Origin of the sequence: Ramlibacter pallidus (assembly GCF_015070875.1) — a bacterium.
Classification (GTDB): domain Bacteria; phylum Pseudomonadota; class Gammaproteobacteria; order Burkholderiales; family Burkholderiaceae_C; genus Ramlibacter; species Ramlibacter pallidus.
In genome coordinates this window covers 603022-616714 of sequence record NZ_JADDIV010000004.1, presented here as the reverse complement: position 1 = coordinate 616714, position 13693 = coordinate 603022, and the positions used below count along the sequence as shown (strand labels likewise).

General features: G+C 69.6%; 11 protein-coding genes. 9 read left to right on the top strand and 2 right to left on the bottom strand.

All coding sequences use genetic code 11. The features are described from left to right. Positions 1-4: 4 nt before the first annotated feature. Positions 5-2398, bottom strand: a complete 2394-nt coding sequence (ppsA, locus tag IM787_RS16315; RefSeq protein ID WP_193677728.1) for a phosphoenolpyruvate synthase — start codon at positions 2396-2398, stop codon at positions 5-7. A gap of 182 nt (positions 2399-2580) precedes the next feature. On the opposite strand from ppsA, the gene ppsR reads away from it, so the two are divergent. The 3 genes from ppsR to ahpF all read left to right on the top strand — a co-directional run bounded on the left by ppsR (position 2581) and on the right by ahpF (position 5768). Beyond that, positions 2581-3402, top strand: a complete 822-nt coding sequence (gene ppsR / locus IM787_RS16310) for a posphoenolpyruvate synthetase regulatory kinase/phosphorylase PpsR (protein WP_193677892.1) — start codon at positions 2581-2583, stop codon at positions 3400-3402. 139 nt (positions 3403-3541) lie between these two features. Further along, positions 3542-4105 (top strand): alkyl hydroperoxide reductase subunit C, encoded by a 564-nt coding sequence (gene ahpC / locus IM787_RS16305; protein WP_193677727.1) that lies wholly within the window; start codon positions 3542-3544, stop codon positions 4103-4105. 118 nt (positions 4106-4223) lie between these two features. Further along, complete coding sequence (gene ahpF / locus IM787_RS16300; protein WP_193677726.1) at positions 4224-5768, top strand: alkyl hydroperoxide reductase subunit F; 1545 nt, start codon at positions 4224-4226, stop codon at positions 5766-5768. Between the two features lie 63 nt (positions 5769-5831). On the opposite strand, the gene IM787_RS16295 is transcribed toward ahpF, so the two are convergent. Beyond that, positions 5832-7763, bottom strand: a complete 1932-nt coding sequence (locus IM787_RS16295) for a kelch repeat-containing protein (protein ID WP_193677725.1) — start codon at positions 7761-7763, stop codon at positions 5832-5834. A 191-nt stretch (positions 7764-7954) separates the two neighbouring features. On the opposite strand from IM787_RS16295, the gene bfr reads away from it, so the two are divergent. The 6 genes from bfr to IM787_RS16265 all read left to right on the top strand — a co-directional run bounded on the left by bfr (position 7955) and on the right by IM787_RS16265 (position 13692). Beyond that, positions 7955-8434 carry a bacterioferritin gene (gene bfr / locus IM787_RS16290; protein WP_193677724.1) on the top strand — a complete coding sequence of 160 codons (480 nt, stop codon included), beginning with the start codon at positions 7955-7957 and terminating at the stop codon, positions 8432-8434. 161 nt (positions 8435-8595) lie between these two features. Further along, a complete protein-coding gene (locus IM787_RS16285) occupies positions 8596-10752 on the top strand; it encodes a TonB-dependent receptor (RefSeq protein WP_227494402.1) in 2157 nt (718 codons plus the stop codon). Positions 10753-10761: 9 nt separating this feature from the next. Beyond that, positions 10762-11448: a Fe2+-dependent dioxygenase gene (locus IM787_RS16280; RefSeq protein ID WP_193677723.1), complete on the top strand. Its 687-nt coding sequence runs from the start codon at positions 10762-10764 to the stop codon at positions 11446-11448. Further along, on the top strand, positions 11445-12524 hold the full coding sequence (locus IM787_RS16275) for an alpha-hydroxy acid oxidase (protein WP_193677722.1): 1080 nt from the start codon (positions 11445-11447) through the stop codon (positions 12522-12524). The genes IM787_RS16280 and IM787_RS16275 overlap by 4 nt, the downstream gene beginning before the upstream one ends. Positions 12525-12608: 84 nt before the next feature. Further along, positions 12609-12869 carry a (2Fe-2S)-binding protein gene (locus tag IM787_RS16270; protein ID WP_193677721.1) on the top strand — a complete coding sequence of 87 codons (261 nt, stop codon included), beginning with the start codon at positions 12609-12611 and terminating at the stop codon, positions 12867-12869. Positions 12870-12984: 115 nt separating this feature from the next. After that, positions 12985-13692 carry an energy transducer TonB gene (locus IM787_RS16265; RefSeq protein WP_193677720.1) on the top strand — a complete coding sequence of 236 codons (708 nt, stop codon included), beginning with the start codon at positions 12985-12987 and terminating at the stop codon, positions 13690-13692. The last annotated feature ends 1 nt before the right edge of the window (position 13693 follow it).

Genomic DNA, 13693 nt, shown 5'->3' with positions numbered 1-13693 from the left:
GGCCCTAGGAGCCCGCCAGCTGCTGCCAGGTGGCGATCACGCTGTCGGGGTTCAGCGAGATCGAGGTGATGCCCTCTTCCACCAGCCAGGCCGCGAAGTCCGGGTGGTCGCTGGGGCCCTGCCCGCAGATGCCGACGTACTTGCCCTGCTTCACGCACGCCCGGATGGCCATCGAGAGCATCGCCTTGACGGCGGGGTCGCGTTCGTCGAAGTCGGCGGCCAGCAGTTCGAGCCCCGAATCGCGGTCGAGTCCCAGCGTGAGCTGCGTCAGGTCGTTGGAGCCGATCGAGAAGCCGTCGAAGTACTCCAGGAAGCGGTCCGCGAGGATCGCGTTGCTGGGGATCTCGCACATCATGATCAGCTTCAGGTCGTCGACGCCGCGCTCGAGGCCATGGCCCGCCAGCAGCTGCGTCACCCGCTCCGCCTGCGACAGCGTCCGCACGAAGGGCACCATGACCTGCACGTTGGTCAGGCCCATCTCGCTGCGCACGCGCACCAGCGCCTCGCACTCCATTTCGAACGCTTCCTTGAACTCCGCGCTGATGTAGCGCGCCGCGCCGCGGAAACCCAGCATCGGGTTCTCTTCCTCCGGCTCGTAGCGGCTGCCGCCGATCAGCTTGCGGTATTCGTTGGACTTGAAGTCCGACAGCCGCACGATGACGGGCTTGGGCCAGAAGGCCGCCGCGATGGTGGCCACGCCCTCGGCGACCTTGTCCACGTAGAAGGCCCGCGGCGACGCATGGCCGCGCGCCACCGACTCCACCGCCTTCTTCAGGTCCGCGTCGACGTTGGGATAGTCGAGGATCGCCTTCGGGTGGACGCCGATGTTGTTGTTGATGATGAATTCCAGCCGCGCCAGGCCGACGCCGTCGTTGGGCAGCTGGGCGAAGTCGAAGGCGAGCTGCGGGTTGCCCACGTTCATCGAGATCTTGGTCTTGATCGGGGGCATCTCGCCGCGCTGCACCTCGGTGATCTCGGTTTCCAGCAGGCCGTCGTAGATGAAGCCCGTGTCGCCCTCGGCGCAGCTCACGGTGACCAGCGTGCCGTCCTTCAGGGTGTCGGTCGCGTCGCCGCAGCCGACCACGGCCGGGATGCCGAGCTCGCGCGCGATGATGGCGGCATGGCAGGTGCGGCCGCCGCGGTTCGTCACGATCGCGCTGGCGCGCTTCATCACCGGCTCCCAGTTCGGGTCCGTCATGTCGGTCACCAGGACGTCTCCGGGCTGCACGCGGTCCATCTCCGCGGTGCTGTGCACCAGCCGCACGGGACCGGTGCCGACCTTCTGCCCGATCGCGCGGCCCTCGGCGAGCACCGTGCCCTTGCTCTTCAACTTGTAGCGGACTTCCGCCTTGCCCTCGGCCTGGCTCTTCACCGTCTCGGGCCGGGCCTGCAGGATGTAGAGCTCGCCGTCGGTGCCGTCCTTGCCCCATTCGATGTCCATGGGCCGGCCGTAGTGCTCCTCGATCACCAGGGCATAGCGGGCCAGCGCCTCGACGTCCGCGTCGGTGAGGGAGTAGCGGTTGCGCTGCTCCAGCGGCACGTCGATGGTCTTCACCAGCTTGCCGCCCTGTGCCTTCTCCGCATCGCTGGTGAAGGTCATCTGGATCAGCTTCGAGCCGAGGTTGCGGCGGATCACCGCGCGCTTGCCGGCCCGCAGCATCGGCTTGTGCACGTAGAACTCGTCGGGGTTCACCGCGCCCTGCACCACGGTCTCGCCCAGCCCGTAGCTGGAGGTGATGAACACCACGTCCTTGAAGCCGGACTCCGTGTCGATGGTGAACATCACGCCGGCCGCGCCCAGGTCGGAGCGCACCATGCGCTGGACGCCGGCGGACAGCGCCACGTGCTCGTGCGCGAAGCCCTTGTGCACCCGGTAGCTGATCGCGCGGTCGTTGTAGAGGGAGGCGAAGACCTCCTTCATCTTGTGAAGCACCGATTCGATGCCGACCACGTTGAGGAAGGTCTCCTGCTGGCCGGCGAACGACGCGTCCGGCAGGTCTTCGGCCGTGGCGGAGGAGCGCACGGCGAAGCTCGCGCCCGGGTGGCCGGCGGCCAGCTTCTCGAAATGCGCGCGGATCTCGCGCTCCAGGTCCTGCGGGAAAGGCTGCGCCTCGATCCAGCCGCGGATCTCCGCGCCGGCGGTGGCCAGCGCACGGACGTCCTCGGTGTCGAGCGTGGCGAGCCGCTGGCGGATCCGCTCGTCGAGCCCGCCGTGCTGCAGGAAGGCGCGGAAGGCATGCGCCGTGGTGGCGAAGCCCGTGGGCACCCGCACGCCGTGCGGCAGCTGGGAGATCATCTCGCCGAGGCTGGCGTTCTTGCCGCCCACCGCCTCGACGTCGCTCATCCTCAGGTTTTCAAACGGTACGACCAGGGCGGTCGCGCTGAAAAGTGCAGACATGGGAAGACTCCGGAAGTTGAAATCGGCTCCGCGCGCGGGCGCGTGACGCGATGGCCCGCCGCGGGGCTTTCTCGTTGTTCTTGTGGGCGGCGGCGGTGCATGGCGTCGGGAATTCGGATAATGGGCGGGATTGTAGGCGTGACCGCTTCGTCCGGGCCGCCCCGGACTCCCCCATGCCCAGCTTGCACACCCGCACCGTTTTCTTCGTCTCCGACGGCACCGGCATCACCGCCGAGACCTTCGGCAACGCCATCCTCGCGCAGTTCGAGTTCAAGCCGCGCCACGTGCGCTTGCCCTTCATCGACACCGTCGACAAGGCGCACCAGGTGGTGCGACAGGTCAACCACACGGCCGAAGTTGAGGGGCGCCGGCCGGTGGTCTTCACCACCCTGGTCAACGTGGAGGTGCTGCAGGTCATCGAGGAAGGCTGCAAGGCGATGGTGCTCGACATGTTCGGCACCTTCGTGCGGCCGCTGGAGATCGAGCTGGGCATGAAGTCCAGCCACCGCGTCGGCCGCTTCTCGGACGTGAGCAAGAGCCAGGCGTACCACGACCGCATCGAGGCCATCAACTTCAGCCTGGCGCACGACGACGGGCAGTCGAACCGCGACCTCGAGCAGGCCGACGTGATCCTGGTCGGCGTCAGCCGCAGCGGCAAGACGCCCACTTCGCTGTACCTCGCAATGCAGCACGGGCTGAAGGCGGCCAACTACCCGCTGATCCCGGAAGACTTCGACCGCAAGCAACTGCCCCCCGCGCTGGCGCCGCACCGCAAGAAGCTGTTCGGCCTGACGATCCAGCCCGAGCGCCTGAGCGAGATCCGCAACGAGCGGCGGCCGAACTCGCGCTACGCGGCGCTGGACAACTGCCGCGAAGAGGTGGCCGCGGCCGAGGCCATGATGCGGCGCGAAGGCGTGCGGTGGCTGTCCACGACCACCAAGTCCATCGAAGAGATCGCCACCACGATCCTGCAGGAGATCCGCCCCGAGCGGCTCGAGTACTGACTTCGTCCGCCCGGCAGGCGGACCGGCCATAGCCGACGGCTAAGGAAGCCATGGCCCATTTCAATGGGAACACCCGCCGGACGGCCCTATCATTCATAGGCGCGATCAATCAGCGTGTGCTCAACATTAGAGGAAGCCAATGTCCCTGATCAATACCCAAATCCAGCCCTTCAAGACCGAAGCCTTCCACAACGGCAAGTTCGTTCCCGTGAGCGACGAGTCCCTGAAGGGCAAGTGGTCGGTCCTGATCTTCATGCCGGCCGCCTTCACCTTCAACTGCCCGACCGAAGTCGAGGACGCCGCCGACAACTACGCCGAGTTCCAGAAGCTGGGCGCCGAGGTCTACATCGTCACCACCGACACGCACTTCTCGCACAAGGTGTGGCACGAGACCTCCCCCGCCGTCGGCAAGGCGAAGTTCCCGCTGGTGGGCGACCCGACCCACACCCTGACCAACGCCTTCGGCGTGCACATCCCGGAAGAAGGCCTGGCCCTGCGCGGCACCTTCATCATCAACCCGGAAGGCATCGTCAAGACGGCGGAGATCCACTCCAACGAGATCGCCCGCGACGTCAAGGAAACGCTGCGCAAGCTGAAGGCCGCGCAGTACACGGCCTCGCACCCGGGCGAAGTCTGCCCCGCCAAGTGGAACGAAGGCGCGAAGACCATCGCCCCGTCCCTGGACCTGGTCGGCAAGATCTAAGAACCGTCCCACCCGAAGCGGGCGCCCGGCGCCCGCCTCCTCCAGGGGGCGCACCAGCGAGCCGGCCATCCCGGCGCGCGGCGCCCCTTTTCCTTTTAAGAACCGGAAGTTGTTTGCCATGCTCGACGCCAACCTCAAAGCCCAGCTCGCCGCCTACCTGGAGCGCATGACGCAGCCGGTGGAGATCGTCGCCTCGCTCGACGACACCGAGGCGTCGCGCGACATGCAGGCCCTGCTGAAAGACGTCGCGGAAGCCTCGCCGCGCGTGACCGTTACCGAGACGCGCGGCGGCCCGCACCGCACGCCCTCGTTCCAGATCAACAAGCCCGGCCACAACGACGGCCCGCGCTTCGCCGGCCTGCCCATGGGCCACGAGTTCACCTCGCTGGTGCTGGCGCTGCTGCAGGTGGGCGGCTACCCGCCCAAGGTCGAACAGGCGCTGCTGGAACAGATCCGCGCACTGGCCGGCGACTTCGACTTCGAGGTGTACGTCTCGCTGACCTGCCACAACTGCCCGGACGTCGTGCAGGCCCTGAACCTGATGGCGGTGCAGAACCCGCGCATCAAGGCGACGATGATCGAAGGCGGCCTGTTCCAGGACGAAGTGGCGGAACGCCAGATCATGGGCGTGCCCACCATCTTCCTGAACGGCACGCTGTTCGGCTCCGGCCGCATGACGCTCGACGAGATCGTCTCCAAGATCGACACCGCGGGCGTGGAGCGCGAGGCGAAGAAGATCTCCGCCAAGGACCCGTTCGACGTGCTGATCGTCGGCGGCGGCCCCGCGGGCGCCGCGGCCGCGGTGTACGCGGCGCGCAAGGGCATCCGCACCGGGGTGGCGTCGGAGCGCTTCGGCGGCCAGGTGCTGGACACGCTGGGCATCGAGAACTTCGTCTCCGTCAAGGAGACGGAGGGCCCGAAGTTCGCCCTGGCGCTGGAGGAGCACGTGCGCCACTACGACGTGGACATCATGAACCTGCAGCGGGCCAAGGCCCTGAAGCCGGGTGCCGGCCTGGTCGAGGTCGAACTCGAAAGCGGCGCCTCGCTGAAGGCGAAGACCGTGATCCTCACCACCGGTGCGCGCTGGCGCAACATCAACGTGCCGGGCGAGAAGGAGCTGAAGAACAAGGGCGTGGCCTACTGCCCGCACTGCGACGGCCCCCTCTACAAGGGCAAGCGCGTGGCGGTCATCGGCGGCGGCAACTCCGGCGTGGAGGCGGCGATCGACCTGGCCGGCATCGTGGCGCACGTGACGCTGGTGGAGTTCGACACCAAGCTGCGCGCGGACGCGGTGCTGCAGAAGAAGCTGCACAGTCTGGCGAACGTTGCCGTGATCGTGAACGCCCAGACGACGGCGATCACCGGCACCGACAAGGTCGATGGCCTGACCTACAAGGACCGGGCGACCGGCGAGGAAAAGCGCGTCGATCTCGAAGGCGTGTTCGTGCAGATCGGCCTGGTGCCCAACACAGAATGGCTCAAGGGCACGGTGGAACTGTCCAAGCACGGCGAGATCGTGGTGGGGCCGCGCGGCGAAACCTCGGTGCCGGGCGTGTTCGCGGCGGGCGACTGCACCACGGTGCCGTTCAAGCAGATCATCATCGCAGCGGGGGACGGCGCGAAGGCGGCGCTCGGGGCCTTCGACTACCTGATCCGCAGCTGACGCGCTCGCGAAATCAAAACGGGGGCCGCGGCCCCCTTTTCTTTTCTTGCGACCGCCGCACCCTCACGGGGTGTAGCGCTCCACGGTGGCCATGCTGCCGACGGCGTTGTTGAAGCCTCCCACCACGAGGACCGTCCCGTCGGCGAGGAGCACCGAACGACCCGAGCGTCGCGGCGACGCCATCGGCGCCGCGACGGTCCAGACGTCCACGTCCGGGTTGAAGATCTCGGCGCCCGCCTCGCTGGCGCCGCCGGACAGCAGGACGCGGCCATCCGCGAGCAGCGTCGGCTGGCCCAGGACACGCCCGGCGGCGAGCGTCGCGCTGGTCCAAGTGCGCGTGCCCGGATGGAAGCGGAGCGTGGTGGTGCCGTCCGCCATCGCCAGCACGCTGCCGTCCGCCAGCCGCACGGATTGCGTCACGTTGCCCTGCAGGCCCTGGGGCAGCCGCTCGGTCGCGCCGGCGCCCGCGCCGTCGTAGGCCTCCGAGTCGGTGACGAACCCGCTCCTGTTGACCCCGCTCACCAGCAGCACCGTGGACGTGCCGGGCAGCAGTTCGGCGGCGTGCTGGCCACGCGGCGCGGTCAGCCGCGTGGCCAGCCTCGTCCACGTGCCGGTGGCGGGATCCCAGCGTTCCACGCTGTCGGAGAAGGTGAGCGTGGGCGACGACACATACCCGCCGACGGCCAGCACCGAGCCGTCCGGCAGCAACGTGGCGGTGTGGTTCACGCGCGCTTCCACCATTGCGCCCGTCGCCGTCCAGGTGTTCGCGACGGGATCGTAGATCTCCGCGTGGCTGAGGCCCGCCCGGTTGGCGTCGTTGCCGCCGACCACCAGCACCCGCCCGTCCTGCAACAGGGTCGCCGTGTGTTCCGCGCGGGCGACGAGCATGGTCGCGGCGGCCGACCACCGGTCGCTCGCCGGATCGTAGAGGTAGGCGCCGGCGCTCGTGCCGCCATTGGAGAATCCGCCGGCGGCCAGCAGTCGGCCATCGGGCAGGCGGGTCAGCGTGAAGTAGTGCTTGGCCTCGGGCATCGACGCCGCGGTGCTCCAGCTGCCGCGGGCCGTGACCGTGATGCGCAGGTCGGCGTGCGTCGAGCCCGCGGCATTGCTGGCGGTCACGGTGTACGTGGCCTGCCGCACCGCCGCGCCGGGAGTGCCCGTGATCGCGCCGGTGGCCGTGTTCAGGCTCAGCCCCGCCGGCAATGCCGGCGCGACGGCGTAGCTCGCCACCTGGCCTCCGGTGGCCTGCGGCAGGTTGGCGACGATGGCCTCGCCGGCGACGTACAGCGGCGCCGCCACGGTATAGGCCAGGCCGGCGGGCGGGGCGAGCGCAGGCTGCACCTCCAGCCGCAGGGTCGCCGTGGCCGCACCCGCCGCGTTGCTGGCCGTGACGGTGTAGTCGGCGGCCGCGGTCACCGCCGTGGGCGTGCCCGTGATCGCGCCGGTGCCGCCATCGAACGCCAGGCCGGCCGGCAGGGCGGGCGTGACCGCGTAGCTCGCCACCGGGCCGCCCGTGCTGGCCGGCGTGTTGGCGGCGATGGCCTGCCCCACGGTGTACACCGCGGACAGCTGCGCATAAGTCAGAGTGGCGGGCGGCGCCAGCGCGAGGCGCACCTCGATCTCGACGCGCGCCGTGGCGCTGCCGCCCGCGTTCTCCGCCGTGACGACATGAACGGTGCGGGGCGTCACGGCGACCGGCGTGCCGCTGATCACCCCGGTGCGGGCGTCGATCGCCAGGCCTGGCGGCAGCTCCGGTGTGACGGTGTACCGCAGCACCGGATCGCCGCTTGCGCCAGGCACATTGGCGGCGATGGGCACGCCCACGACGTAGACGGCGGAGGCGGTCGCATAGGCCAACCCGGCCGGCGGTGCGATGGAGCCCCCGCCGCCGCAAGCGGCGAGGAGCGTGAGCCAACCGAGGAGGAGGGACAGGAAACCGATGCGGGCGTAGCGCGACGGGAGCGGCGCAGGGGACGGCTTGGCGACGGACTGCATGAAAAGAGAGATCAGGGGCAGCTTGGACGTGGCGCTGCCGCATTCGCCACCGAGGCGGTGACGACACTGCCCTTCCGATGAAGGCCGCGCGTTGCACGCGACAGCCGCTTCGACCGGGCCGCAATGTACCAGCCCCGCCCGCACTTGCGCCACAATCGCTTCAAGACAAGAAAACCAGAGAGAGAGTCCCCATGCAAGGCGATCCCCAAGTCATCCAGCACCTCCAGGCCCAGCTGAAGAACGAACTCACGGCCACCAACCAGTACTTCCTGCACTACCGCATCCTCAAGCACTGGGGCTTCGACAAGCTGGCGAAGAAGGAGTACGAGGAATCCATCGGCGAGATGAAGCACGCCGACAAGCTGATGGAACGCATCCTGTTCCTGGACGCACTGCCCAACCTGCAGGACCTGGGCAAGCTGCTGGTGGGCGAGGACGTGCCGGAGATCCTGAACGGCGACCTGCAGAGCGAGCGGGGCGCGCAGGCGACGGTCAAGGCGGGCATCGCGCATTGCGAGGCCGTGCGCGACTACATCTCGCGCGAGATCCTGGAGCGCATCCTCGAGGACACCGAGGAGCACATCGACTGGCTGGAGACGCAGCTCGACCTCCTGAACAAGGTCGGCCTGCAGAACTACCTGCAGTCGCAGATGGGTGACTCCGCCTCCTGATTCCTTGCCGCCGGTCAAACAGACGCGAACAATTCTCATTTAAAGCTACAATCCCGGCCGAACTCAACCGGCCAGCCAATTTGCAGCGCGGGACTCCCGCGCGCCAGCCAGCCTTCTCAAAGCAACCGCCCGCCACGCGCGGGCTTCGCCTGGAGGCCAACTTGGCGCAATCCCGCCCTTCGTCCGACGCTGCCCTGCTCCCCCTGGGGGCCCTTCTCCTCGCCGCATCCGCCGGCGCCCTCGCCCAGACCCCCGCCGACACCAACCGCACGCTGCCCAACGTCACCGTGCGCGAGGACGCGGAAGTCCCGCAGACGAAGAACGACCTGCGCGTGCGGCGCACCGAGATCGGCAAGGGCAACCAGGAGATCCGCGACATCCCGCAGACGGTGACCGTGCAGACGGAACGCCTGATCGACGACCGCAACCTCGACGACTTCCGCGAGGTGCTGCGCACCACGTCCGGCGTCACCTTCCAGGCCGGCGAGACCGGCGAGGAAGACGTGCGCCTGCGCGGCTTCTCGCTGCAGCAGGCCGGCGACATCTTCCGCGACGGCCTGCGCGACGGCCCCCTGTACGAGCGCGACACCTTCAACGACGACCGCGTCGAGGTGCTCAAGGGCTCCGCCTCCATGCTGTTCGGCAAGGGCTCCACGGGCGGCATCGTCAACCAGGTCAGCAAGCAGCCCTTCCTGATGGACCAGCACGAGGTGGACTACACCCTCGGCACGGGCAGCCTGCACCGCCTCACGGGCGACTTCAACATCAAGACCGGCGAGAACGCCGCCTTCCGCATCAACGCGATGGCGCACGACGCGGACAACTGGGGCGCCAAGCAGCGCAAGGTCGGCATCGCGCCGACTTTCCGGTGGGGCATCGGCACCCGCGACGAGTTCTCGGTCGGCTTCTACCACCTCGACATCGAGGGCCGGCCGCTCTACAACCACCCGTGGTTCAACGAGGGCGGCACCATCGGCGTCGCGCTGCCGGTGCGCAACTACTACGGCCTGGCCAACGACCGCCTGGACACCAGCGCGACCTTCGCCACCCTGCGTCACGTGCACCGGTTCGACCAGGGCGAACTCAAGACCATGCTGCGCCACGGGCGCTACGAGCGCGACCTGCTCGCCAGCGTGATCCGCTTCGCGCCCGGCACCACGCGCGCCAACCTGAACGACGCGACCGTCCTGACCCGCTCGCCCAAGGGCCGCATCGGCGAGAGCGAGCTCACGCAGCTGACCAGCGACTACACCAACACGTTCAACTGGGGCGGCCGCCGCAACGACTTCACGGCCGGCATCGACTACTACCAGGAGGACGCCAAGCGGGCCAACAACTTCACCGCCGGACTGGCCGCCGCCCCGAGCACCACGGTCGGCACGCCGAACGACGGCGCCACCCGTGCCGACACGCGCGGCCCCGTCCCCTTCGACACCTACGAGGCGCGCAGCATCGGTTTCTACGTGCAGAACCTGTTCAGCGTGACGGACACCGTCAAGCTGCTCGCGGGCGTGCGCTTCGAGAACTTCCGGGCTTCGTACGTGCGCGCCACCGGCCTGACCGGCGAGCGCGACGACGACCTGGTCAGCCCCCGCCTCGGCGCGATCTGGCAGCCGAACGACGTCAGCTCGTACTACGTGTCCTATGGCACCTCGTACAACACCTCGGGCGACACCTACCAGTTCGCGCCCAACGGCCCGGGCAACAACAACCGCCTGATCAACACGCCGCCGGAGAAGAGCCGCAACTTCGAGATCGGCGGCAAGTGGGAAGTGTTCGAGAAGCGCGCGCTGCTGGGCATGGCCCTCTTCCACAGCGAGAAGTACAACGAGCGCAATACGGACCCGGACAGCGCCGCCACGCGGGAACTGCTTTCCGGCAAGCGCCACGCCACGGGCTTCGAGTTCAATGCGGCCGGCCGCATCACGCCGAAGTGGGAGGTGTTCTTCAACCACACCTGGATCCCGAAGGCGGAGATCGACGAGAGCACCAACGCCGCGCAGATCGGCACCCGGTCGGGCCTCACGCCGCGCAACAGCGGCAGCCTGTGGACGACGTACCGCGTGCTGCCCCAGCTGCGCCTGGGCGCCGGCGCCAACTACCGCAGCTCGCAGACGCCGGCAACGACCACGGCCATCCGCGCGGACGGCTTCGTGACGTTCGACGCGATGGCCGAATACACCTTCAACGACCGGTGGTCGGCCAAGCTCAACGTCACCAACCTGACCGACAAGCTCTATGCTGATTCCCTGTACACCGGCTTCTACGCACCGGGCGCGCCGCGGCGCGTGGAGCTGACCGTCAAGACCAAGTTCTGACCCTGGCCCATGCTGCTGCACCTGAAGAACGTCCTGTCCGCGGGCGAGCTCGCCACCGCGCGCGAGCTGCTCGGCGAAAAGGCGCCGTGGATCGACGGTCGCGGCAGCGCGGGTGCGCAGGCGGTCGGCCGGAAGAACAACGAGCAGCTGGCGCAGGACAGCATGCAGGCCGCGCAGCTGCGCGACCTGGTGCTGGCCGCCGTGCAGCGCGACCCGCTGTTCTTCTCGGCCGCGCTGCCCCGCCGGTTCTTCAACCCGCTCTTCAACCGCTACGGCGGCGGCACCAACCATTACGGCGCCCACATCGACGGCGCCGTGCTGCATTCGAAGCATCCCGCCCAGTGGGTGCGCAGCGACATCTCCTGCACTCTCTTCCTGAGCGACCCGGGCGACTACGACGGCGGCGAACTGGTGATCCGCGAGCCGCAAGGCGAACAGCGGGTGAAGCTGCCGGCCGGCGACCTCGTCCTCTATCCCGGCTCGACGCTCCACGAGGTGCTGCCCGTCACGCGCGGCGAGCGGGTGGCCAGCTTCTTCTGGGTCGAGAGCATGGTGCGCAGCACCGAGCAGCGCCGGCTGCTGTTCGAGATGGACATGGCGCTGCTGAAGCTGCGCCAGCGCGGCGAGGACGACTCCGCCGTGGTGCAGCTCACCGGCACGTACCACAACCTCCTGCGCATGTGGGCCGACACATGAAGCCGGTGGCGCCGGCCCTGCAATCCCTGCCGCCCGGCGTGACCCGCCCCGCCGACTACGAGGCCCGCGCCCGCGCCATCCTGGGCGACGACGCCTGGGCCTACTTCTCGGCCCACGCGGGCGACGGCCAGACCGTCCGCGCGAACCGCGCAGCCTGGGCCGCCCTCGCCCTGCAGCCGCGCGTGCTGCGGGGGCTGCGCTCGATCGACACCACCACCGTGCTCCTGGGCAGCAGCCTGCCCTCGCCCCTGCTCGTCGCGCCGATGGCCCTGCAGCGCCTGGCCCACCCGGACGGCGAGGTCGCCATGGCAGCCGCGGCCGCGGCGCTCGGCGCGGGCTTCATCCTGAGCAGCCAGGCCAGCCAGCCGATGGAGAGCATCGCCGCCGCCTTCCTGCCCGACCGCCACCGGGGCCCCTTGTGGTTCCAGCTGTATCTCCTGCCCCAGCGCGCCGCGACGCTTGAATTGGTGCGGCGGGCCGAAGCGGCCGGCTGCGAGGCGCTCGTCCTCACCGTCGACGCCGCGGTGCGCGCGGCGCGCCCGCTGCGCCTCCCGCCCGACGTCCTTCCCGTCAACCTTCCCCCCACCTCCGCCCCGGGCGGCACGCTGCAGGACCTCCTGGCACTGGCGCCGGCCTGGGAAGACGTGGCCTGGCTGCGCAGCGTCACGCGCCTGCCGGTGCTCCTCAAGGGCGTGCTGCATCCCGCCGACGCCGCGGAGGCCGTGCGCCAGGGCGTGGCGGGCGTGATCGTGTCCAACCATGGCGGCCGCGTCCTCGACGGCGCCGTGGCGACCGCCACGGCCCTGCCCGCGGTGGTCGCGGCCGTGGAACGCCGGATCCCGGTGCTGGTGGATGGCGGCGTGCAGGGCGGCACCGACGTCCTGAAGGCCCTGGCCCTGGGCGCCGGCGGCGTGCTCGTGGGGCGGCCGTTGCTGTGGGGGCTGGCCGCCGCGGGCGCCGCCGGCGCGGCCCACGTCCTGCGCCTGCTGCGCGACGAACTGGAACTGGCCATGGCCCAGTGCGGGGCCGGCGCCATCGCCCAGCTCGACGGCTCCCTGCTCGCCTCCGGCGCCTGACCTTTTCGGGTGTCGGGTATTGCAAATGCGAAGGATTCGCATTTATACTTGCCGCACTGTTCAACCCGCCAGTCCTACCGAGCCATGATCGTCTGCGTCTGCCACCGCGTCTCCGACCGCGAAATCGCCCGCCACGCCCGGGCCGGCATGAGCTTCGACGACATCCAGTTCGAACTCGGGGTGGCCACCCAGTGCGGCAACTGCGAAAGCTGCGCCCGCGACGTGGTGGCCCAGTGCCACGCCACCCACCCGGTGGCGGCAGTGCACTCCGAGAACGTGGTCCAGCTTGCGCCCGCCATCCGGGAGAGCCGCGCATGGCCCACGCCGTCCTTCTCTGCAGCCTGATCTTCGTCGGCCTGGCCGCCTGGTGGGTATGCAAGTCCACCTGAGCCGCCCCGCCGCCGCCACCGTCCCCGTACCTGCAGCCCCGCCCGTGTCCGCCACCCTTCCGCTCGGCACAATGCCGCGCATGCCCCGCGTCTCGCGCCATGCCGCGATCGGCACCACCGTCGTGCTGCTGCACGTGGCCGCCATCTGGGGCCTGAATTCAGGCCTGCTGCGCCGCGCGGCGGAAGTCGTCGTCCCGGTGGAGCTCCTGAGCGAGTTCATCACGCTGCCGCAGCCGCAGGTGGCACCGCAGCCCCCCGCTCCCGCCCCGGCGCCGGTGCCGGCGCCGAAACCTGTCGTCCAGCCCAAGCCGCGCACGCCGCCGCCCGCGCCACGCCCGGTGGCCGCGCCCTCGCCCGCCCCGAGTCCGCAGCCACCCATCGCCGTCGCGGAGCCGCAGCCCGCGCCGCCGCCGATCACGGCGCCGGTGGCCGCCGCGCCTGCGCCCGCGCCCGCACCCCTCGCCCCGCCGGCCCCTCCCGCGCCGCCGCGCATCGAACTGCCGTCCACCAGCGCGGACTACCTGCAGAACCCGCAGCCGCCGTATCCGCCCATGAGCCGCCGCCTCGGCGAGGAAGGCCAGGTGATGCTGCGCGTCCTGATCAGCGCCGAAGGCCGTGCCCTGCAGGCGGAGATCCGCCGCTCCAGCGGCTACGAGCGCCTGGACAGCGTGGCGCTGGAAACCGTCCGCACCTGGCGGTTCGTCTCCGGCAAGCGCAACGGCGTGCCGGAGGACATGTGGTTCAACGTCCCGATCACTTTCGAGCTGAGGAAGCAATAAC